The organism is Pararhizobium sp. LjRoot255 (genome assembly GCF_964252905.1).
Lineage (GTDB): Bacteria > Pseudomonadota > Alphaproteobacteria > Rhizobiales > Rhizobiaceae > Pararhizobium.
In genome coordinates this window covers 3,304,646-3,320,481 of record NZ_CAXUPQ020000001.1, presented here as the reverse complement: position 1 = coordinate 3,320,481, position 15,836 = coordinate 3,304,646, and the positions used below count along the sequence as shown (strand labels likewise).

Below are 15,836 nucleotides of genomic sequence, written 5' to 3'. Positions count from 1 at the left end.
ACTCACCCTTTCACTGCGCCGGCGGCAATACCGCGGACAAAAAGCCGTCCGGAAACGAAGTAGACGATCAATGGAACGGCACCCGTGAGGATGGTCGCCGCCATGTTGACGTTGTATTCCTTCACGCCCTGGACCGAGTTGACGATGTTGTTGAGCTGGACGGTCATCGGATAATATTCCGGCCTCGTGAACACCACGCCGAACAGGAAGTCGTTCCAGATGCCGGTGATCTGCAGGATCATGGCGACGACGAAGATTGGCAGCGACATCGGCAGCATGATCTTGAAATAGATCGTCCAGAACCCGGCTCCGTCGATACGCGCCGCCTTGAACAGCTCTTCCGGCAGCGACGAGAAATAGTTGCGGAACAAGAGCGTCAGAATCGGCATGCCGAAAATGGTATGGACGATGATCAGACCAGTGAGCGAACCGTAGAGGCCCATCTCACGCAGCACGATGACGATCGGATAGATCATCACCTGGTAGGGGATGAACGCGCCAACGATCAGGATCGTGAAGAACAGGTCGGCGCCCTTGAAGCGCCAGTTCGCCAGTGCGTAGCCGTTTACGGATGCGATCGCGATCGAGACGATCGTCGAGGGAATGGTGATCCGCACCGAGTTCCAGAACCCGCGGGACAGGCCGTCACAATTCAGGCCGGTGCAGGCGCTGGACCAGGCCTTGACCCAAGGCTCGAACGTGATCTCGAGGGGCGGCGAAAAGATATTGCCGAGCCGGATTTCCGGCATGCCCTTCAGCGAGGTGACCATCATGACGTAGAGCGGTAGGAGATAGTAAGCCGCGGCGAAAATCAGCGCGCCATAGATCATGATGTTTCTGGGCGAAAAAATCGGGCGAGGCTTTTTTCCCTGTGGGCCCGGAGCCAGTCTTGAGGCGCCATGGGCAGCCCGCGCCTTCAGCGATACGGTGTCATCCACGCTTGCGTCCTCCGAATTCCAGATAGGCCCAGGGTACGATAATGATCGCAACGGTGATCAGCATCATGGTCGAGGCGGCAAACCCCTGACCGAGATTCTGCGCCTGGAACATGTAGTCGTAGACATATTTGGCGGGCACCTCGGAGGCGATGCCGGGACCGCCGCTCGTCTGAGCCACGACGAGGTCGTAGACCCGGACGATGCCGCTTGCGATGATCACGAGCGTGGTGATGAAGACGGCGCGCATCATCGGAATGATGATGAAAAGATAGGTCTTCCACATCGGAATGCCATCGACACGGGAGGCTTTCCAGATGTCCTCGTCAATGCCGCGCAGGCCGGCGAGCATCAGGCACATGACGAGGCCCGTTCCCTGCCAGAGGGCGGCGATCAGGATGCCATAGATGACGATGCTCTGATTGTAGAGCGGATCGAAGGTGAAGCTCGTCCAGCCGAGCGATCGAACGACCGACTGCACGCCGAACTCCGGATTGAGCACCCATTGCCAGACCAGGCCGGTGACGATGAAGGAGAGAGCGAACGGATAGAGGAAGATCGTCCGGAACGTATTCTCGAAACGGATCTTCTGGTCCATCAATGCGGCGAGCACGAAACCGATCACCAGGCTGAAAATCAGCGAGAAGAAGCCGTAAATGGCGAGATTCTCAATGGACACCAGCCAGCGCGGGGCCGCCCACAGACGCTCATACTGATCGAGCCCGACAAACGAGAGGCGCGGGAGGAGCTTCGAATTGGTAAAGGAATAAAACACCGTCCAAAGCGTGCCGCCGAGAAAGATGACAACGGCGGTCAGTATCATCGGAATTGAGGCAATCTTGGAATGCAGATTGCGCAACAACTGATTTGGCCGGCCGGCATACGCTTGGCCCGTCATGTCTCACTCCTCCCTTGGGTCAGTGTTCAACCGATTGAAAGCGGCGGCGGACACCGCACCACTTCGCTCCATCCTCAAGTCCGAAGGATCGCCGGCCGTGGCACGACATCGTGAGCCCGCCGCAACACCGAGTTGATCATTCAGGTTTGAGGTCGGACCGGCCCCGCGCAACGCGGAACCGGCTTTCGACAGAGTAGCCGTTGATCAATCGGCCGACGCGATGATGTCGGTGAAGCGCTTCTGCGCATCTTCCGGCGTCATCGTAGAGGCGAAGAACTCGGAGAAGAGGTCTTCCTTCTGCTTCTGGCTGTCTGCAGACAGAAGCTGGTCGGTGCCCTGGATCACGTTACCCTTGGCAAGGATCTCGAGACCCTTCTTCATGCAGTCGTTTGCCGTGGCGAGGTCGACGTCACCCCGTACAGGCAGCGATCCCTTCTTCAGGTTGAAGGCGACCTGCGTCTTGGGATCAAGCAGCGTCGAGGCGAGCACTTCCTGGGCCTTCGACTTTTCCTCGTCCTTCAGGAGTGGGAAGTAGAAAGCGTCGCCACCCGTCGAGATGATCTCGTTGACGCCCAGACCCGGAAGGCAGGTATAATCCGTGCCAGCTTTCTGGCCGGCAACCTGGAATTCGCCCTGCGCCCAGTCGCCCATGATCTGACCACCGGCCTTTCCGGTGATGACCAGATTGGTAGCCTGGTTCCAATCCTGCACGTTGCTGCCCTTGGACATCTTGCGGGCATCATCAGCGGCCTTGAAGACCTTGGCGATGTCTGGACCGGCGGCCACTTCGGCATCCTTCTCGCCGAACACCTTATTGAAGACGTCCTTGCCGGCAATCGCGACCATCAGCACGTCAAACGCACCGGCCGATTGCCAGGGCTGGCCACCGACGGCGAGCGGTATGATGCCGGCCTTCTCCAGAGCCGGAGCCGCAGCGACGAATTCATCCCAGTTCTTCGGCACGTCGACACCGGCCTGCTTGAAGGCCGCATTCGACAGCCACAGCCACTGCCAGGAATGAATGTTGACCGGCGCGCAATAGATCTTGCCCTCGATGGTGCAGCTGTCGAGCAGGCTCGACGGCTTGACGATGTCCTTCCAGTTTTCCCTCGTCGCAACATCGGTCAGGTCGCGCATCAGGCCGGCCTCGACCAGCTCCTCGGCTTGCCGGCCGTGATTAAACTGCGTGGCGCCCATCGGATCACCGCCGGTGATGCGGCTGATCATGATCGGCCGGGCTGTACCGCCGGAGCCGGCGATCGCACCGTCGACCCATTTGTTGCCGGTAGCATCGAACGCCTTTGCCAATTCGGCGACCGCTGCGGCTTCACCACCCGACGTCCACCAATGGGTCACTTCCAGATCTGCAGCGCTGGCTGCGCTGAATGGAAGCACCACAGTCGCCGCCAAAGCAGCGGCCAACAAACGCAATTTCATGAGCTTTCCTCCCTCACTGTAACGTTACCGGAAAAAACTTAGTTCAATCGATTTGCCGGCGCAACAGCCACAACGCATAATTCATGAAAAAATATATAATACTCGCATAGGATGTAAACATATATGTCACGACAAATTCACTTCGCCCACTTGCTGCAGTGCAGTATCTTTTCAAAAATCCATATTTATCCAGTTATTTCAGAGAATTTCCTCATAAGCTCCGCGTCATGAACTTCCCGTGCTTCTTCGCAGATGCAAAGCTGAAGTGATGGAACGCAGGATTCAACTCTACGGAGAAGGAGGCGGCATGCCGACAAAAAAAGCCCTCGACAAGCCAACTGTATCGTTACAGATTTTCGACAATACGCAGGAGCGTGCGATGGGTGCCTATATGTCACAAATCATATATAAGGCATGAAAGACCAGAGGGTCTGCTGCAGGCAACCGCAACGATGCGGCCTGAACATGGGAAGGCGATGGGCGGGGAATGGACGAGAAAACCAAGAGCAGTCAGGCCCCGGCGCCCTCCTCATTGCAGGAACGTCCGACCCTGAAGACAATCGCCTTCATGACGGGCCTTGGCATCACGACGGTCTCTCGTGCCTTGAAGGATGCCCCAGATATCGGGGCTGAAACCAAGGAACGCGTACGGCTCGTCGCCAAACAGGTAGGCTACCAGCCGAACCGCGCCGGCGTGCGCCTTCGCACCGGCAAGACCAACGTCATCAGCCTGGTGCTATCCCTCGAAGAAGAGGTGATGGGCCTGACGAGCCCGATCGTGGTCGGCATTTCGGAGGTATTGGCCTCGACCCCCTATCATCTGGTCATCACACCCTATAGGTTTTCGAAGGACGCTCTCGCCCCGGTCCGCTACGTGCTCGACACGGGTGCGGCGGACGGTGTCATCATTTCGCGTACGGAGCCGAAGGACCCGCGGGTTGAAGTGATGATGGAGCGGAATTTCCCCTTCGCCACCCATGGCCGCACCGATATGGGACTGATCCATCCCTATCACGACTTCGACAATGAAGGATTTGCCTACGAGGCCGTCCGGCGGCTGGCGGCTCTCGGGCGCAAGCGCATGGTGCTCCTGCAGCCGCCGCCGCATCTGACCTTCCATAGGCACATGCGAAAGGGCTTTGATGCAGGCATTCGCGATTTCGGCGTCGAGGCTGTTGCCTTCAACTCCGTGGACCTCGACAATAGTCTGGTGGAAATCCGCGCGGCATTCGAGATGCTGATGCGCGCAGACGACGCGCCCGACGGCATCGTTTCGGGTTCCGGCGCCGGTTCGATCGCGTTGATCGCCGGGCTCGAAGCCGTTGGCAAAAAGCTCAACCAGGATGTCGACATGGTCTCGAAGGTCCCCAGCGATTTCCTCAGCTGGCTGCGTCCCGAAGTCATCACCATAAACGAGGACATCCGCCACGCCGGCCGCGAGTTGGCCAGGGCCGTGATCGGCCGCATTGCCGGTTTGCCGGCGGAAGAATTGCAGAGTCTGAGCAAAGCGCGCTGACCTGACATCCAGGCGTTGAAAAGCCGCGCGAATCGATCCGCGCGGCTTTTTTGTCCAACGACCGGCAGACCGTTGAGGTCAGGTGTTCAGGCCGCTGCCCCAAGGGCCGTGATGCGCGTCTGCGCCATCGACGCGATCGAAGCCATGGGCGCCGAAGAAGTCGCGCTGCGCCTGAATGACGTTTGCGGTGCCGCGGCCGCGGCGGTAGCTGTCGAAATAACCGAGCGCGGATGCGAGTGCCGGCACCGGCAGACCGCCGAGAGCCGCCGCCGAAACGACACGGCGAAGCGCGCCGTCGCTCTCCTTGACCATCCTTGCAAAGGCGGGCGTAACGATCAGGTTGGCGACATCAGGATCCTTGGTGAAAGCCGTGGTGATCTCATCGAGGAACTGCGAGCGGATGATGCAGCCGGCGCGCCAGATCTTGGCAATGCTCGGCATCGGCAGGTTCCAGTTGAATTCCCTGGACGCGGCGGACATGACGGCAAAGCCTTGCGCATACGCACCGATCTTCGATGCGAGCAGCGCACTCTCGAGATCCTTGAGGAAGGCGGCCCTGTCAGCAACCCTGAACTCGCCGACATTGGGCAAGCCCAGCACCTTTTCGGCCGTCTCGCGCTCATCCTTCATCGAAGAGATGCTGCGCGCGGCGACAGCGGCTTCGATGCCGGTTGCCGGGACGCCCATGTTCTGCGCTTCGATCACCGACCATTTGCCGGTACCCTTCTGGCCGGCCTTGTCGAGGATCAGATCGACGATCGGCTTGCCCGTGATGGGGTCAGCTGCCTTCAGCACCTTCTCGGTGATCTCGATCAGGTAGGAATTCAGCCGGCCCTTGTTCCACTCACCGAAGACTTCGCCGATTTCGGTGGCGCTCATCTTCAGGCCGTCGCGCAGGATGCCGTAAATTTCGGCGATCATCTGCATATCGGCATATTCGATGCCGTTATGGATGGTCTTGACGAAATGACCGGCACCATTTTCGCCGAGCCAGGCAACACAAGGATCGCCGTTGTACTTGGCGGCGATCGAGGTCAGCACCTTCTCGACGCGCTTCCAGGACTCCTCCTTGCCGCCGACCATGATCGACGGGCCATGGCGTGCGCCCTCCTCACCGCCGGAAACGCCCATGCCGATAAAGGTCAGGCCGCTGTCCTTGAGATTGTCGAAGCGGCGCATCGTATCGCGGAAATTGGCATTGCCGGCATCGATCATGATGTCGTTCTTCTCAAGATAGGGCTTGAGCAGTTCCATCTGCTGATCGACAGCTTCGCCGGCCTTGATCATGATGATGATCGGCCGAGGCGGGCGGATGGCGGCAACGAATTCCTCGATGGTCTCGCACGGCACGATCTGGCTCTGCAACTCACCGGCATCGGCATAAAACTTTCGCGTCGCCTCGACCGTGCGGTTGAAAACTGCGATCTTGTTGCCCTTCTCGGCAATATTGAGCGCCAGATTCGATCCCATAACGCCGAGCCCGATAAGGCCGATTTCCGCCTGTGCCACGTATGTGCCTCCGTTAGACAGTGAAGTGGCCGATGCCCGGCTGGACACGCGCGATAACTCCACCAGATTGACTTTGAGCAGGACGTTTCGTGCAGCAGGATGCGTGAAAGCGCCTTGCGGAATACTGACGGAGTTTTGGCATTCAAATCGATTAACGACAAGCGATTGTTGTCAAAAAGGAGGACTTTTCCGGGTATGCCGGGTAAGCTTTACGCAGGTGGACACAGGGTTCGACCGTTGCGGCGATGAGGCCCACATGTCCTGCGAGCTACGAATGCCGACAAGCGTTTCGCCTGGCGACGGCTGCCGGCAATTGGCGGGCTGATTGTTCATTTTGTTCAAGATTCCGATCCGTTCGTTCCCGGGCTCGTCGGAACGATGAAAGGAAAACCAGATGGACGTGATGGAAGCGAAAGTCGTCCATGTCAGCATAAACAGGAACTGGCGTGACGTTTATCAGTTTGCTGCCAAGCCGGAAAACATGCCGCTCTGGGCGTCCGGCCTCGGCGGCGGTTTGGAGCCCGACGATGAGGATTGGGTGGCACACGGCCCGCTTGGCGACGTCCGCGTAAAATTTGCGCCGAGGAACGATCTCGGTGTGATGGACCATGTCGTGACGATGGAATCGGGGCTTAAAGTCAACAATGCGCTGCGCGTCGTGCCGAATGGCGACGGCTCGGAGGTGATGTTCACGGTGCTGAAACTGCCCGATACCAGCGAGGAACAGTTTATTGCCGATTCCAACTGGGTGCTGAAAGACCTCAACACATTGAAAAAACTGCTGGAAACATAACAAGGAAGACGAACATGGGCCAGAAAGGCACCGATCGCCAGATCGACAATATCGAATTCGCCGTTGCCGACATCGCCCGTTCGAGGGCATTTTACGGCGCTGCGTTCGGCTGGTCGTTCACCGACTACGGTCCACAATACTGCGAATTCAGCGACGGCCGGCTGACTGGCGGCTTGACGACAGGAACGGTAAAGCCGGGCGGACCATTGGTGATCCTGTATGCGGACGATCTCGCAGCCACGCAAGCGCGACTGGAGGCGGCCGGCGCGCGCATCGTCAAGGAGACTTTTTCCTTTCCGGGCGGCAGGAGATTCCATTTCCAGGATCCGGACGGCTACGAACTGGCGGTCTGGTCGGACAAATAGCCGAGACGAAATGAGGCGCGAGGGCGGCCGGCCCTCGCCTTCCGCCATTATGCGGCGATTGCGCGGCGGCGGTCGGCGATCTCCTGAAGGATGAGGATTGCGCCGATGATCTTGCCAGTGCTCGAGATGCAGGGCGTCATCCGACACCGCACGATGATCGTCTGGTTCTCAACGTCCTTGGGGTAGGTGTAATCCACCAGTTCGCCGGAAAAACATCGGTCGAGGTTCGGTTTGACCCGCTCCTCGAAGCGCTGAATGCCGACGAACTCGACGATATGGCGGCCGACAAGATCCATCGGCCGCTCTTCCAGCCGCGCGGCATTGACCGAGTTGGTGTAGAGATAACTGTAGTCGGTGGTGATGACGGCGATGCGATCCGGCATGCAGTCGAGGATCGCCTCATTGAGGAAGCCCTCGTCGACACGACCCTTCTGCAAACCACCGGCCGTCTGCGGCGCAAAGGATTTTTCGAAAACGTCACCGGTTCCCGCCGCGAAATAACGGTCCGCCAGCGTCTGCAGGACGCCGCGCTGGCGCAGCACGCTCGAAACGTCGCCGGCCTCCTTCTGCAGCAGGTCGAGAACGAACTGGAACTGCAAACGGGCGTCGGTCGAATCGTTCGCTTCTTCGTGATAGATGGCGTCAAGAACCGGTTCGATCTCTCGATCAAGAATATTTATCAGAAGGTCATCGCCAGATTTGACGGCATGTTGCAGCTGGGAATACTTGAACCAGAAAAGGTCGATCAGTGCCTTCAATTTTCCACCCCCACTCCCGCGCCACCCGAGCGCCCGAAGCCACGGAATAAGCATCGCAATCCAGATATGAATGTTCGATCGTCCGAAGCGCTTGCAATCGCCTGCTGCAGTACTTCAGTCTACACGCAAAGAGACCACGTACAACACCCGGGACCGGGCCGGAAACGTTGCCGTTGAGTTTATTTTTGGCATTGCAACGAAATGGCTTAAATGCCGCAGCACGGCGAAGAGGTGCCGCGGCAACTCGGCGGCTAATCCGCGAAAAAATATCGGGAATCGCACCGATGCGGGCAGAATATGCCAATCGTGATTTATCGCATTGGCGACGCGCCGGCGCTTTCGATCAATCCTTCAGACTGCGCTTGATGTTCCAGCGGTCGTGGTACCACAGCCACTGCCCGGGATACTCCCGGATCCAGCTCTCGACCTTGTCATTGAGCAGTTGCGCCGTCGCGTTGACGTCGACGCCGCCGTCAGCCCTGCGCGGGATGGTGATGGCCGGTTCGAGTTCGAGCCGGAACCGTCCGTTCGGCAGCCGGATCGAGCGCGCCGGATAGACCTCGCAGTTGAACTGCCGCACCAGTTTCGCCAGCAGCGGGTTGGTGCGGACATCCCGGCCGAAGAATTTCGTCGTCAGCCCCTTGCGGAACTTCTGGTCGACGAGCACGCCGACGGCGCCGCCCGCCTCCAGCTTGCGCGCAAGCGTGAATGACGAGCCGGCATGCGAGGGAACGAGGTTGCCCATGCGCTGCCTGCGGAAATCGAACACCTTGTCGGCGACATAAGGGTTGTTCGGCGGGCGGAAAAGCACGGTCACGTCCAGCCCGAAGGCCGCACCGGCGACGGGCAGCAGTTCGAAATTGCCGCTATGGGCGGTAAAGACGATGAACGGTCGCGGATTGTCGCGCAACTCGATAAACAACGGGATGCCGGAAACTTCGATACGGCCCGGCTCGGGGTTGGCCGGATCGAAATCGAAGAGTTCGTCGAGAAAGACGTATTCGGCCGCCAGCCTTCCGATGCTACCCCAGCTTTCGAGCGCGATCGCCTCAATCTCCGCCTCGCTCTTTTCGGGAAAGGCATTGCGCAGATTGGTCATGGTCAGCTTGTGCCGGTGCTTCAACTTCGGCCCGAGCCAGCGAGTGAAACGATCGGCGAATTCGATGGCGCCGTTGGCTGGAAACAGTTTCAGCGTGCCGAGCAACAGGAAGACGAACTGGGCGATCGACCACTGGCGGAAGTGCTCCGCCGAAAGAACCAGCCGTGTGATCAGCATGCGCACGATGTTCAGTCCATCCGCAGGATGATTTTGCCGAAGACCTGCCGTGTCTCCATCCGCTCGAGCGCCCGGTCGATTTCATTGAAGCCGACTTCGGTGTCGATGACCGGATGAACGAGGCCACGCGCCATCTTCTGCATGGCGTTGGCCATGTTCTCCATGCGGCAACCGAAGGAGCCGAGCAGCTTCAACTGCTGCTGGAAGAGCATCATCAGGTTCATGTCCGTCGAGACGCCTGAGGTCGACCCACACGTCACCAGACGCCCGCCGCGCTTCAGGCTGAACATGGAGGCTGCCCATGTGTCCTTGCCGACATGTTCGAAGACGACGTCGACGCCTTTTTTCTTGGTAAGCTTGCGAACGACGCCCTCGAAGCGATCGGTACGGTAGTTGATGACATGATCGGCGCCGAGTGCCTTGGCCTTCTCGATCTTGTCGTCGGAACCGACGGTAGTGATAACGGTGCAGCCGATCTTCTTGGCAAGCTGGATCGCCGCCGAGCCGATGCCCGAGCCGCCGGCATGGATGAGAATGGTTTCCCCGGGTTCGAGCTTGGCATTGTCGAACAGCATGTGCTCGACGGTGCCGAAGGTCACCGGAGCGACAGCCGCGGCCACCGCATCGACGCCCGGAGGTGCGGGAACGAGCAGGCGTGCCGGCAGGTTTACCTTTTCCTGCGCGAAGCCGTCGAGATGGAACCCGTGCACGCCGCCGACATGTTCGCAGAGATTGTCGCGGCCCTCGCGGCAGGGGCGGCAAAGGCCGCAGGTGCGCGCGCCGTAGATCGAGACGAGCTGCCCCGGCAGCACATTGGCGACGCCCGGGCCGATCTGATCGACCACACCAGACGCTTCCGCGCCGATCACCAGCGGCATCTTGCGCTTGGCAAAGGCCATGCCGCGCCAGCCCCAAACGTCGATATGGTTGAGCGCAACCGCCTTGACCCGGAGCGTGACTTCACCGGGACCCGGCGCTTCCGGTTCGGGAAGGTCGGTGATTTCCAGCTTGCGGTCGTCGATCAGTTGCAAAGCGCGCATGATATTTTAGTCCTTCGCCCAAAGGCGTCTTCATCGATAAAGTGTCGCCTGACCGATTAGGCGGGTTCCGCCGTCATGACAAGGCTGGCGTTCTGGCCACCAAAGCCGAAGGAGTTCGACAGGACTGCCGTGATCTTTGCATCCCGCTTCACATTCGGCACGACGTCGAGCACGATTGCTGGATCGGCGTTGGTGTAGTTGATCGTCGGCGGCAAGGTGCCAGTCAGCATGGTCTGCAACGAGAAGACAGCCTCGACCGCGCCGGCCGCCGTCAGCGTGTGGCCGATCATCGACTTGTTCGATGAGACTGGAATGCTGGCAAGCGCCTCGCCGAAGACCGCCGACATGGCGCCGTATTCCATCTTGTCGTTTTCCGGCGTCGAGGTGCCATGAGCATTGATGTAGCCGATGCCGCTTTCGGCAAGGCCCGCATCAGACAGCGCCGCGCGAATCGTCGCGATCGCCGGGCCGCCATCCGGGGACGAGCGGGTGCGGTGGAAGAGATCGGCCTTCTCGCCGCAGCCCTTCATGATGCCGAGAACGCGGGCGCCGCGGGCAAGCGCCGCTTCCAGGCTTTCGAGCACCAGCGTTGCTGCACCTTCGGCGATGACGAAACCGTCACGATCCTTGCTGAAGGGCTTGGAGGCCTTCTCCGGCGGATCGTTCTGGGTGGAAAGCGCCGACAGCAGCGAGAAGCGGATCAGCGCTTCGGCGCTGACCGAACCGTCGGTCGCAACCGTCAGTGCACGATCGGTTCTACCCTGGCGGATCGCCTCGACGCCAAGCTGGATCGCCGTCGCGCCGGAAGCACAAGCGGTCGAAAGCGTCACCGGCAGGCCGCGCGTGCCGAAACGATCGGCCAGACGTTCGGAAATGGCGCCGAACAGCATGGCCTCGTGAAAGACCGGATCGGCCTTGTTGCGCAGGACCGCCATGAAGCGGTCATAGGCATCGCCCGGGCGTTCGGAGGCCGGTGCCCGGTCGGCGAGCGCGAAACGGTCGCTCCATTCCGGCTCGATCGGCGGGGCAGCGAGGAATAGCGGCCCGTTGAAATCGCCGGAAAGCCCGGCCTGCGCCAGTGCTTCCTCCGTCGTCGCACGCGCGAAGGCATAGGAACGCTCGACGGAATTTTCCGCAGGCACATCGATGAAATCGACGGTGCCGGAAATGCGGGTCGACAATCCTTCCGTGGGAAAGCGCTTGATCGCGTGAATGCCGGAGACGCCGGCGGTCAACGCCGCCCAGTTATCCTTCAGCCCCTGGCCGAGCGAGGTAATGACGCCCATGCCGGTGACGGCGATGATCGGACGGCCGAGATGATCGGTGAATTTCGATGCGGTCATGATGGTTCACTCCTCACGCATTGGCCGACAGGAGGGCAACACCCTCACCGCGAACATGGCCGACAGTTGTGACGACGGCCGTCGTTGCCCCGGCGGTCATCGCCCGTTCCCGGCCGGTGTCGAACGGCGGTACCTTCGCCCGGCCGTCGAGCGTTAGCGCAGCGAGCGCCAAGCCAAGCGGAAACTGGGCTTCGAGCGCATGCCCGGTCAGGCCACCATAGGCGCGAAGTGCTGCACCGGGAACTGTGGCCTCGAGCACGGCCTGCTCGCGCGCGGCCAAATCTTGAAAGCCGGTCGTGCCGCAGAAAACGACGGTCCCGTCGCCTGCCCGCTCCTTCGCCGGCTCCAGAAGCCGTTCGAGCCGCGCCTCCAACCGGCCAGCGTCGCGATTGCCGCGGTCGCCCTCGATCGCGTCGATCGACGCATAGATGCGGGCGCCGCGGGCTTCCGCATGAGCGCGCGATTCCAGGACGAGGAAAGCCCCGACCGAACCGAGGATCATGCCGCCGCCATCTTCGGCTTTGCGCGCCCAGAGCGGCTGCCATTCGCCGCGGGCGTGGCCCTGGATAGCCTCGACCAGAAGCAGCACGTCCTGCCGTTCGGCAACGAAGGCGCCGCCGACGAGCGTATGGGTGGATTGGCCCGCCTTGATACGGGCAAAGGCGGTTTCCACGGCCGAAATACCGGCCCCCTCTTCGCCCATGAAGGTGCGGGAGGAGCCGGTAACCTTGTGAACGATCGAGATATTGCCGGCCATCAGGTTTGAAAGCTGGGCGAGAAACAGGGTCGGGCGCAGTTCCGTCGTCAGCTTCTCGTTGAGCAGCCGCTCGCGGTCGTTGCGCTTCAGCCCCTCGTCGACGATCAGCGAATCGACGGTGATGTCGCGCTCGCCGCCACCGGCCGCGACGATCATGTCCATCGAGCCGCAGGCTTCGAGGTCATCCTTGAAACCGGCATCATCCAGCGCCAAGCCAGCGGCGAAGACGCCGAGGCGCTGCCAGTTTTCCATCTGGCGCTGGTCGCCGCGTTTCGGAATCTGCTGCGACCAGTCGATTTCAGGCAGCGGATGCACGGGATAGGGCGCGAAACGTTCGGTCTCGATGCGCACGGCTGGCGGCTGAGCGGCGGTCAGAAGCGCAGTGTGCACCTCGGTGCCCACCCCCTGGCTGGTGACGATGCCGACACCGGTGATGACTACGTCATTGGCAGACTTGCTCATGGTCACTCTCCTGTCGTGGCCATAGCTGCCATCGCCGCCATCAGCCCCACTTCTTCGGCACGCTTCTTGACGATCGGGCCAAGCGGCACCTGATCGAACGGCATGGTTCGCAGTTTTAATTGCGCGTCGCAGACCTTCTTGCCCTGCGAGGTGATTTTCGCCTTCGTGACGGCAAAGCCGGAGCCGTCATGTTCCAGAAAGGCCTCGATGTCGAGCACGGCTTCCGGCTCGACGAAGGTGCGCATCTTGGCACCATCAACCGACATCAGGAACGGCATGGCCGCGAAATCGGTGGCGGCAAGAACGAGAAAACCCGAGGCCTGCGCCATCGTCTCGATCAGAAGAACGCCTGGCACCAGCGGATAGCCGGGAAAGTGCCCCTCGAACACCGGGCTCTTGGCGGGAACAACCGAGCGCGCCGTCAACGTCTTGGCGGTGAGATCGAGGGTCTCGATCCGGTCGATCATCTGAAAATATTCAAGGAGCATCAGGAGCAAATCCAGCTTGGCCCGGAGCGCGGCGCATCAGAAGTGGCGCGTGAACTGCTCCGGATTTCAAATCCGCGCATGATCCCGCCTGGTTTGGCCCGCCCGAAACCGGTGCGGCGGCGCGATCATGCGACCGTCAAGTAAAAACGCAAATGCCGCCTGTCAAGCGCAGTCCACGCGACAGGCGGCATTGAGATCGTTCATGCACGTGTTTCCCGCGTGCTGAACGCGGGACATTCGTCAGCCCTTGGCAGCCTTCAGGTCGTCGATCTTGGCGCACAGGTTCTTGAGGACGAAATATTCCTCAGTCGAAACCTTGCCTTCGTTGACTTCCTGGGTCCACTTTTCGAGCGGGATCTTGATGCCGAATTCCTTGTCGATCGCAAAGACGATGTCGAGGAAGTCCAGGCTGTCGATGCCGAGATCGTCGATGGTGTGGCTTTCCGGCGTAATCGTCTCGCGATCGATTTCGCTCGTTTCTGCAATGATGTCGGCAACCTTGTCGAATGTAGCTGTCACGCGCATACCTCTTTAGAATTCATGTTTTGGCGAACCTATAGGTAAATGCCGCTGAAAAGCCAATGGCCTTGAGCCCAAGAGTTGCATTTATGACGATTGTGTTGCGCAAACATCAGATAAGCGGCCCGCGCCGCCAGTCCGGCTGCGCAGGAGCCACTCCATCCGCTTAACCGCCGCAAGCTTCAGCGGGTCACGACGATCTTGGTGTTCTTCAGACCGTACTGGCTTGCAAGCGAGAAGAACTCCGCGGCATTTTCCGGGTGCAGGCGAACGCACCCATGCGAAGCCGGACGGCCGAGGCGCTTGAGATCGAACGTCGCGTGAACGGCGTAACCGCCGTTGAAGAACACCGCATAGGGCATCGGTGCGTCGTCATATTTGCGCGAGCGATGGTTCTTCGACAGCCACTTGGCGCTCCAGCTTCCCTGCGGCGTGACATAGCCCTTGCGCGCGGTCGAGACCTTCCAGCGATAGCGGACGATGCCGTTCTGCGAGACTGTCATCGTCTGAGAAGAAAGACTGATATTGGCAATAAGATTAGCGGCAAATGCAGACGGCAAATGAATTTGCATGAACAAGAAGGCCAAAAGGGCCACGACGATTCTACGCATTAAAGTCCTCTCCGGATATAAGCACCTTATTACTGGTGTTCCAACGGACGCAGACCTAACAATATTCGAATGATATTCGCTTAAGACAAATGGAAAATGCCGGATTAACAAATCCGGATCAGAATTTCCGATCTCGGTAAAGACGCTAGGCTACACTGACAAGGACAGCGACAGACGCACTCAACAGGACGAGCGCCGTGCAGGCGCCGTAGAATATGGAAACACCGGTTTCGACATCACCGACGGTTGCAACTGCCCGACCGGAACCATTGATCATCGGTTCATTGACAAGAGAACCGGTATAGATCCGCGGGCCTGCCAGTTGAATGTCGAGCGCGCCCGCCATCGCTGCCTCCGGCCATCCCGAATTCGGCGAACGATGCAGGCCATGGTCGCGTAGCGCCGTGCCGATGGCGTTCCGGGCGGCTCGGCGGCCATCAGTGACAGCGGCAGCCGCGGCGATCAGGAAGATCGACAGCCGAGCTGCAGGAAGATTGGCGAGATCGTCGAGACGGGCCGAGGCCCAGCCGAAATGCAGATATTTCGGGCTCTTGTGGCCGATCATCGAATCGGCGGTGTTGAGCATCTTGTAGGCGAGAAGCCCCGGCAGACCGAGAACGGCATACCAGAAGGCGGGCGCGACGACGCCGTCGGAGAAATTTTCGGCCAGGCTCTCGATCGCGGCACGGCAGACCGCCGGCTCGTCCAGCGTCTCCGAATCCCGCCCGACGATCATCGATACTGCCCTGCGTCCGCCTTCCATCCCGCCGCGACGCAGCCCCGAAGCGACGCGCGAGACATGGTCGGCAAGGCTTTTCTGGGCCAGGAAGATAGCGACGAGGACTGTTTCAAGCGCCATTCCGAATAGCCCCAATCGAGCAAACAGCCGATGCAGCAGCCAGCCACAGACAAGGCTCCACGCCAATAGCGCGGCAATGACGAGAACTCCGCTGATTTTCACCGCATCGTCGCCCAGATGCTTGCGATTGAAGGTCCGGTCGCACCAGCCGATCATGGTGCCGAACAGCGCAACCGGATGCGGCAGACGGCGCCAGAGCCAGTCGGGATCGCCGACAATGCGGTCGAGCACCAAAGCGGCGACGAGGACAACGAGGATTTCGGTCGACAT

The 15,836-nt window shown here is 60.1% G+C and carries 16 protein-coding genes; 3 read left to right on the top strand and 13 right to left on the bottom strand.

What is annotated here, in order from left to right:
• Positions 1 to 2: 2 nt before the first annotated feature.
• The 3 genes from ACSQ2W_RS15930 to ACSQ2W_RS15920 form a co-directional block, all read right to left on the bottom strand.
• On the bottom strand, positions 3 to 830 hold the full coding sequence (locus ACSQ2W_RS15930) for a carbohydrate ABC transporter permease (RefSeq protein WP_436087807.1): 828 nt from the start codon (positions 828 to 830) through the stop codon (positions 3 to 5).
• Between the two features lie 100 nt (positions 831 to 930).
• Positions 931 to 1,833 carry a carbohydrate ABC transporter permease gene (locus tag ACSQ2W_RS15925; RefSeq protein ID WP_436087126.1) on the bottom strand — a complete coding sequence of 301 codons (903 nt, stop codon included), beginning with the start codon at positions 1,831 to 1,833 and terminating at the stop codon, positions 931 to 933.
• Between the two features lie 204 nt (positions 1,834 to 2,037).
• Positions 2,038 to 3,270 (bottom strand): ABC transporter substrate-binding protein, encoded by a 1,233-nt coding sequence (locus ACSQ2W_RS15920; protein ID WP_436087125.1) that lies wholly within the window; start codon positions 3,268 to 3,270, stop codon positions 2,038 to 2,040.
• A 487-nt stretch (positions 3,271 to 3,757) separates the two neighbouring features.
• Between ACSQ2W_RS15920 and ACSQ2W_RS15915 the strand changes: the two genes are divergently transcribed.
• Complete coding sequence (locus tag ACSQ2W_RS15915; protein ID WP_436087124.1) at positions 3,758 to 4,786, top strand: LacI family transcriptional regulator; 1,029 nt, start codon at positions 3,758 to 3,760, stop codon at positions 4,784 to 4,786.
• A 78-nt stretch (positions 4,787 to 4,864) separates the two neighbouring features.
• On the opposite strand, the gene gndA is transcribed toward ACSQ2W_RS15915, so the two are convergent.
• Positions 4,865 to 6,295, bottom strand: a complete 1,431-nt coding sequence (gene gndA, locus ACSQ2W_RS15910; RefSeq protein ID WP_436087123.1) for an NADP-dependent phosphogluconate dehydrogenase — start codon at positions 6,293 to 6,295, stop codon at positions 4,865 to 4,867.
• 394 nt (positions 6,296 to 6,689) lie between these two features.
• On the opposite strand from gndA, the gene ACSQ2W_RS15905 reads away from it, so the two are divergent.
• A complete protein-coding gene (locus tag ACSQ2W_RS15905) occupies positions 6,690 to 7,088 on the top strand; it encodes an SRPBCC family protein (protein ID WP_436087122.1) in 399 nt (132 codons plus the stop codon).
• A 14-nt stretch (positions 7,089 to 7,102) separates the two neighbouring features.
• Positions 7,103 to 7,453, top strand: coding sequence for a VOC family protein (locus ACSQ2W_RS15900; RefSeq protein WP_436087121.1), 351 nt, complete (start codon positions 7,103 to 7,105; stop codon positions 7,451 to 7,453).
• A gap of 47 nt (positions 7,454 to 7,500) precedes the next feature.
• On the opposite strand, the gene ACSQ2W_RS15895 is transcribed toward ACSQ2W_RS15900, so the two are convergent.
• From ACSQ2W_RS15895 to cbiB, 9 genes are all read right to left on the bottom strand, one after another.
• Positions 7,501 to 8,211 carry a PAS domain-containing protein gene (locus tag ACSQ2W_RS15895; protein ID WP_436087120.1) on the bottom strand — a complete coding sequence of 237 codons (711 nt, stop codon included), beginning with the start codon at positions 8,209 to 8,211 and terminating at the stop codon, positions 7,501 to 7,503.
• Between the two features lie 343 nt (positions 8,212 to 8,554).
• Positions 8,555 to 9,487: a lipid A biosynthesis lauroyl acyltransferase gene (locus ACSQ2W_RS15890; RefSeq protein WP_436087806.1), complete on the bottom strand. Its 933-nt coding sequence runs from the start codon at positions 9,485 to 9,487 to the stop codon at positions 8,555 to 8,557.
• Positions 9,488 to 9,498: 11 nt separating this feature from the next.
• Positions 9,499 to 10,527 carry a zinc-binding dehydrogenase gene (locus ACSQ2W_RS15885; RefSeq protein WP_436087119.1) on the bottom strand — a complete coding sequence of 343 codons (1,029 nt, stop codon included), beginning with the start codon at positions 10,525 to 10,527 and terminating at the stop codon, positions 9,499 to 9,501.
• A 56-nt stretch (positions 10,528 to 10,583) separates the two neighbouring features.
• Positions 10,584 to 11,870, bottom strand: a complete 1,287-nt coding sequence (locus ACSQ2W_RS15880; RefSeq protein ID WP_436087118.1) for a beta-ketoacyl-ACP synthase — start codon at positions 11,868 to 11,870, stop codon at positions 10,584 to 10,586.
• Between the two features lie 13 nt (positions 11,871 to 11,883).
• Positions 11,884 to 13,089 carry a beta-ketoacyl-ACP synthase gene (locus ACSQ2W_RS15875; RefSeq protein WP_436087117.1) on the bottom strand — a complete coding sequence of 402 codons (1,206 nt, stop codon included), beginning with the start codon at positions 13,087 to 13,089 and terminating at the stop codon, positions 11,884 to 11,886.
• 2 nt (positions 13,090 to 13,091) lie between these two features.
• On the bottom strand, positions 13,092 to 13,577 hold the full coding sequence (locus tag ACSQ2W_RS15870) for a 3-hydroxyacyl-ACP dehydratase FabZ family protein (protein WP_436087116.1): 486 nt from the start codon (positions 13,575 to 13,577) through the stop codon (positions 13,092 to 13,094).
• A gap of 240 nt (positions 13,578 to 13,817) precedes the next feature.
• On the bottom strand, positions 13,818 to 14,102 hold the full coding sequence (locus ACSQ2W_RS15865; protein WP_436087115.1) for an acyl carrier protein: 285 nt from the start codon (positions 14,100 to 14,102) through the stop codon (positions 13,818 to 13,820).
• A gap of 176 nt (positions 14,103 to 14,278) precedes the next feature.
• Positions 14,279 to 14,707: a L,D-transpeptidase gene (locus tag ACSQ2W_RS15860; RefSeq protein WP_436087114.1), complete on the bottom strand. Its 429-nt coding sequence runs from the start codon at positions 14,705 to 14,707 to the stop codon at positions 14,279 to 14,281.
• A 145-nt stretch (positions 14,708 to 14,852) separates the two neighbouring features.
• A complete protein-coding gene (cbiB, locus tag ACSQ2W_RS15855) occupies positions 14,853 to 15,836 on the bottom strand; it encodes an adenosylcobinamide-phosphate synthase CbiB (RefSeq protein WP_436087113.1) in 984 nt (327 codons plus the stop codon).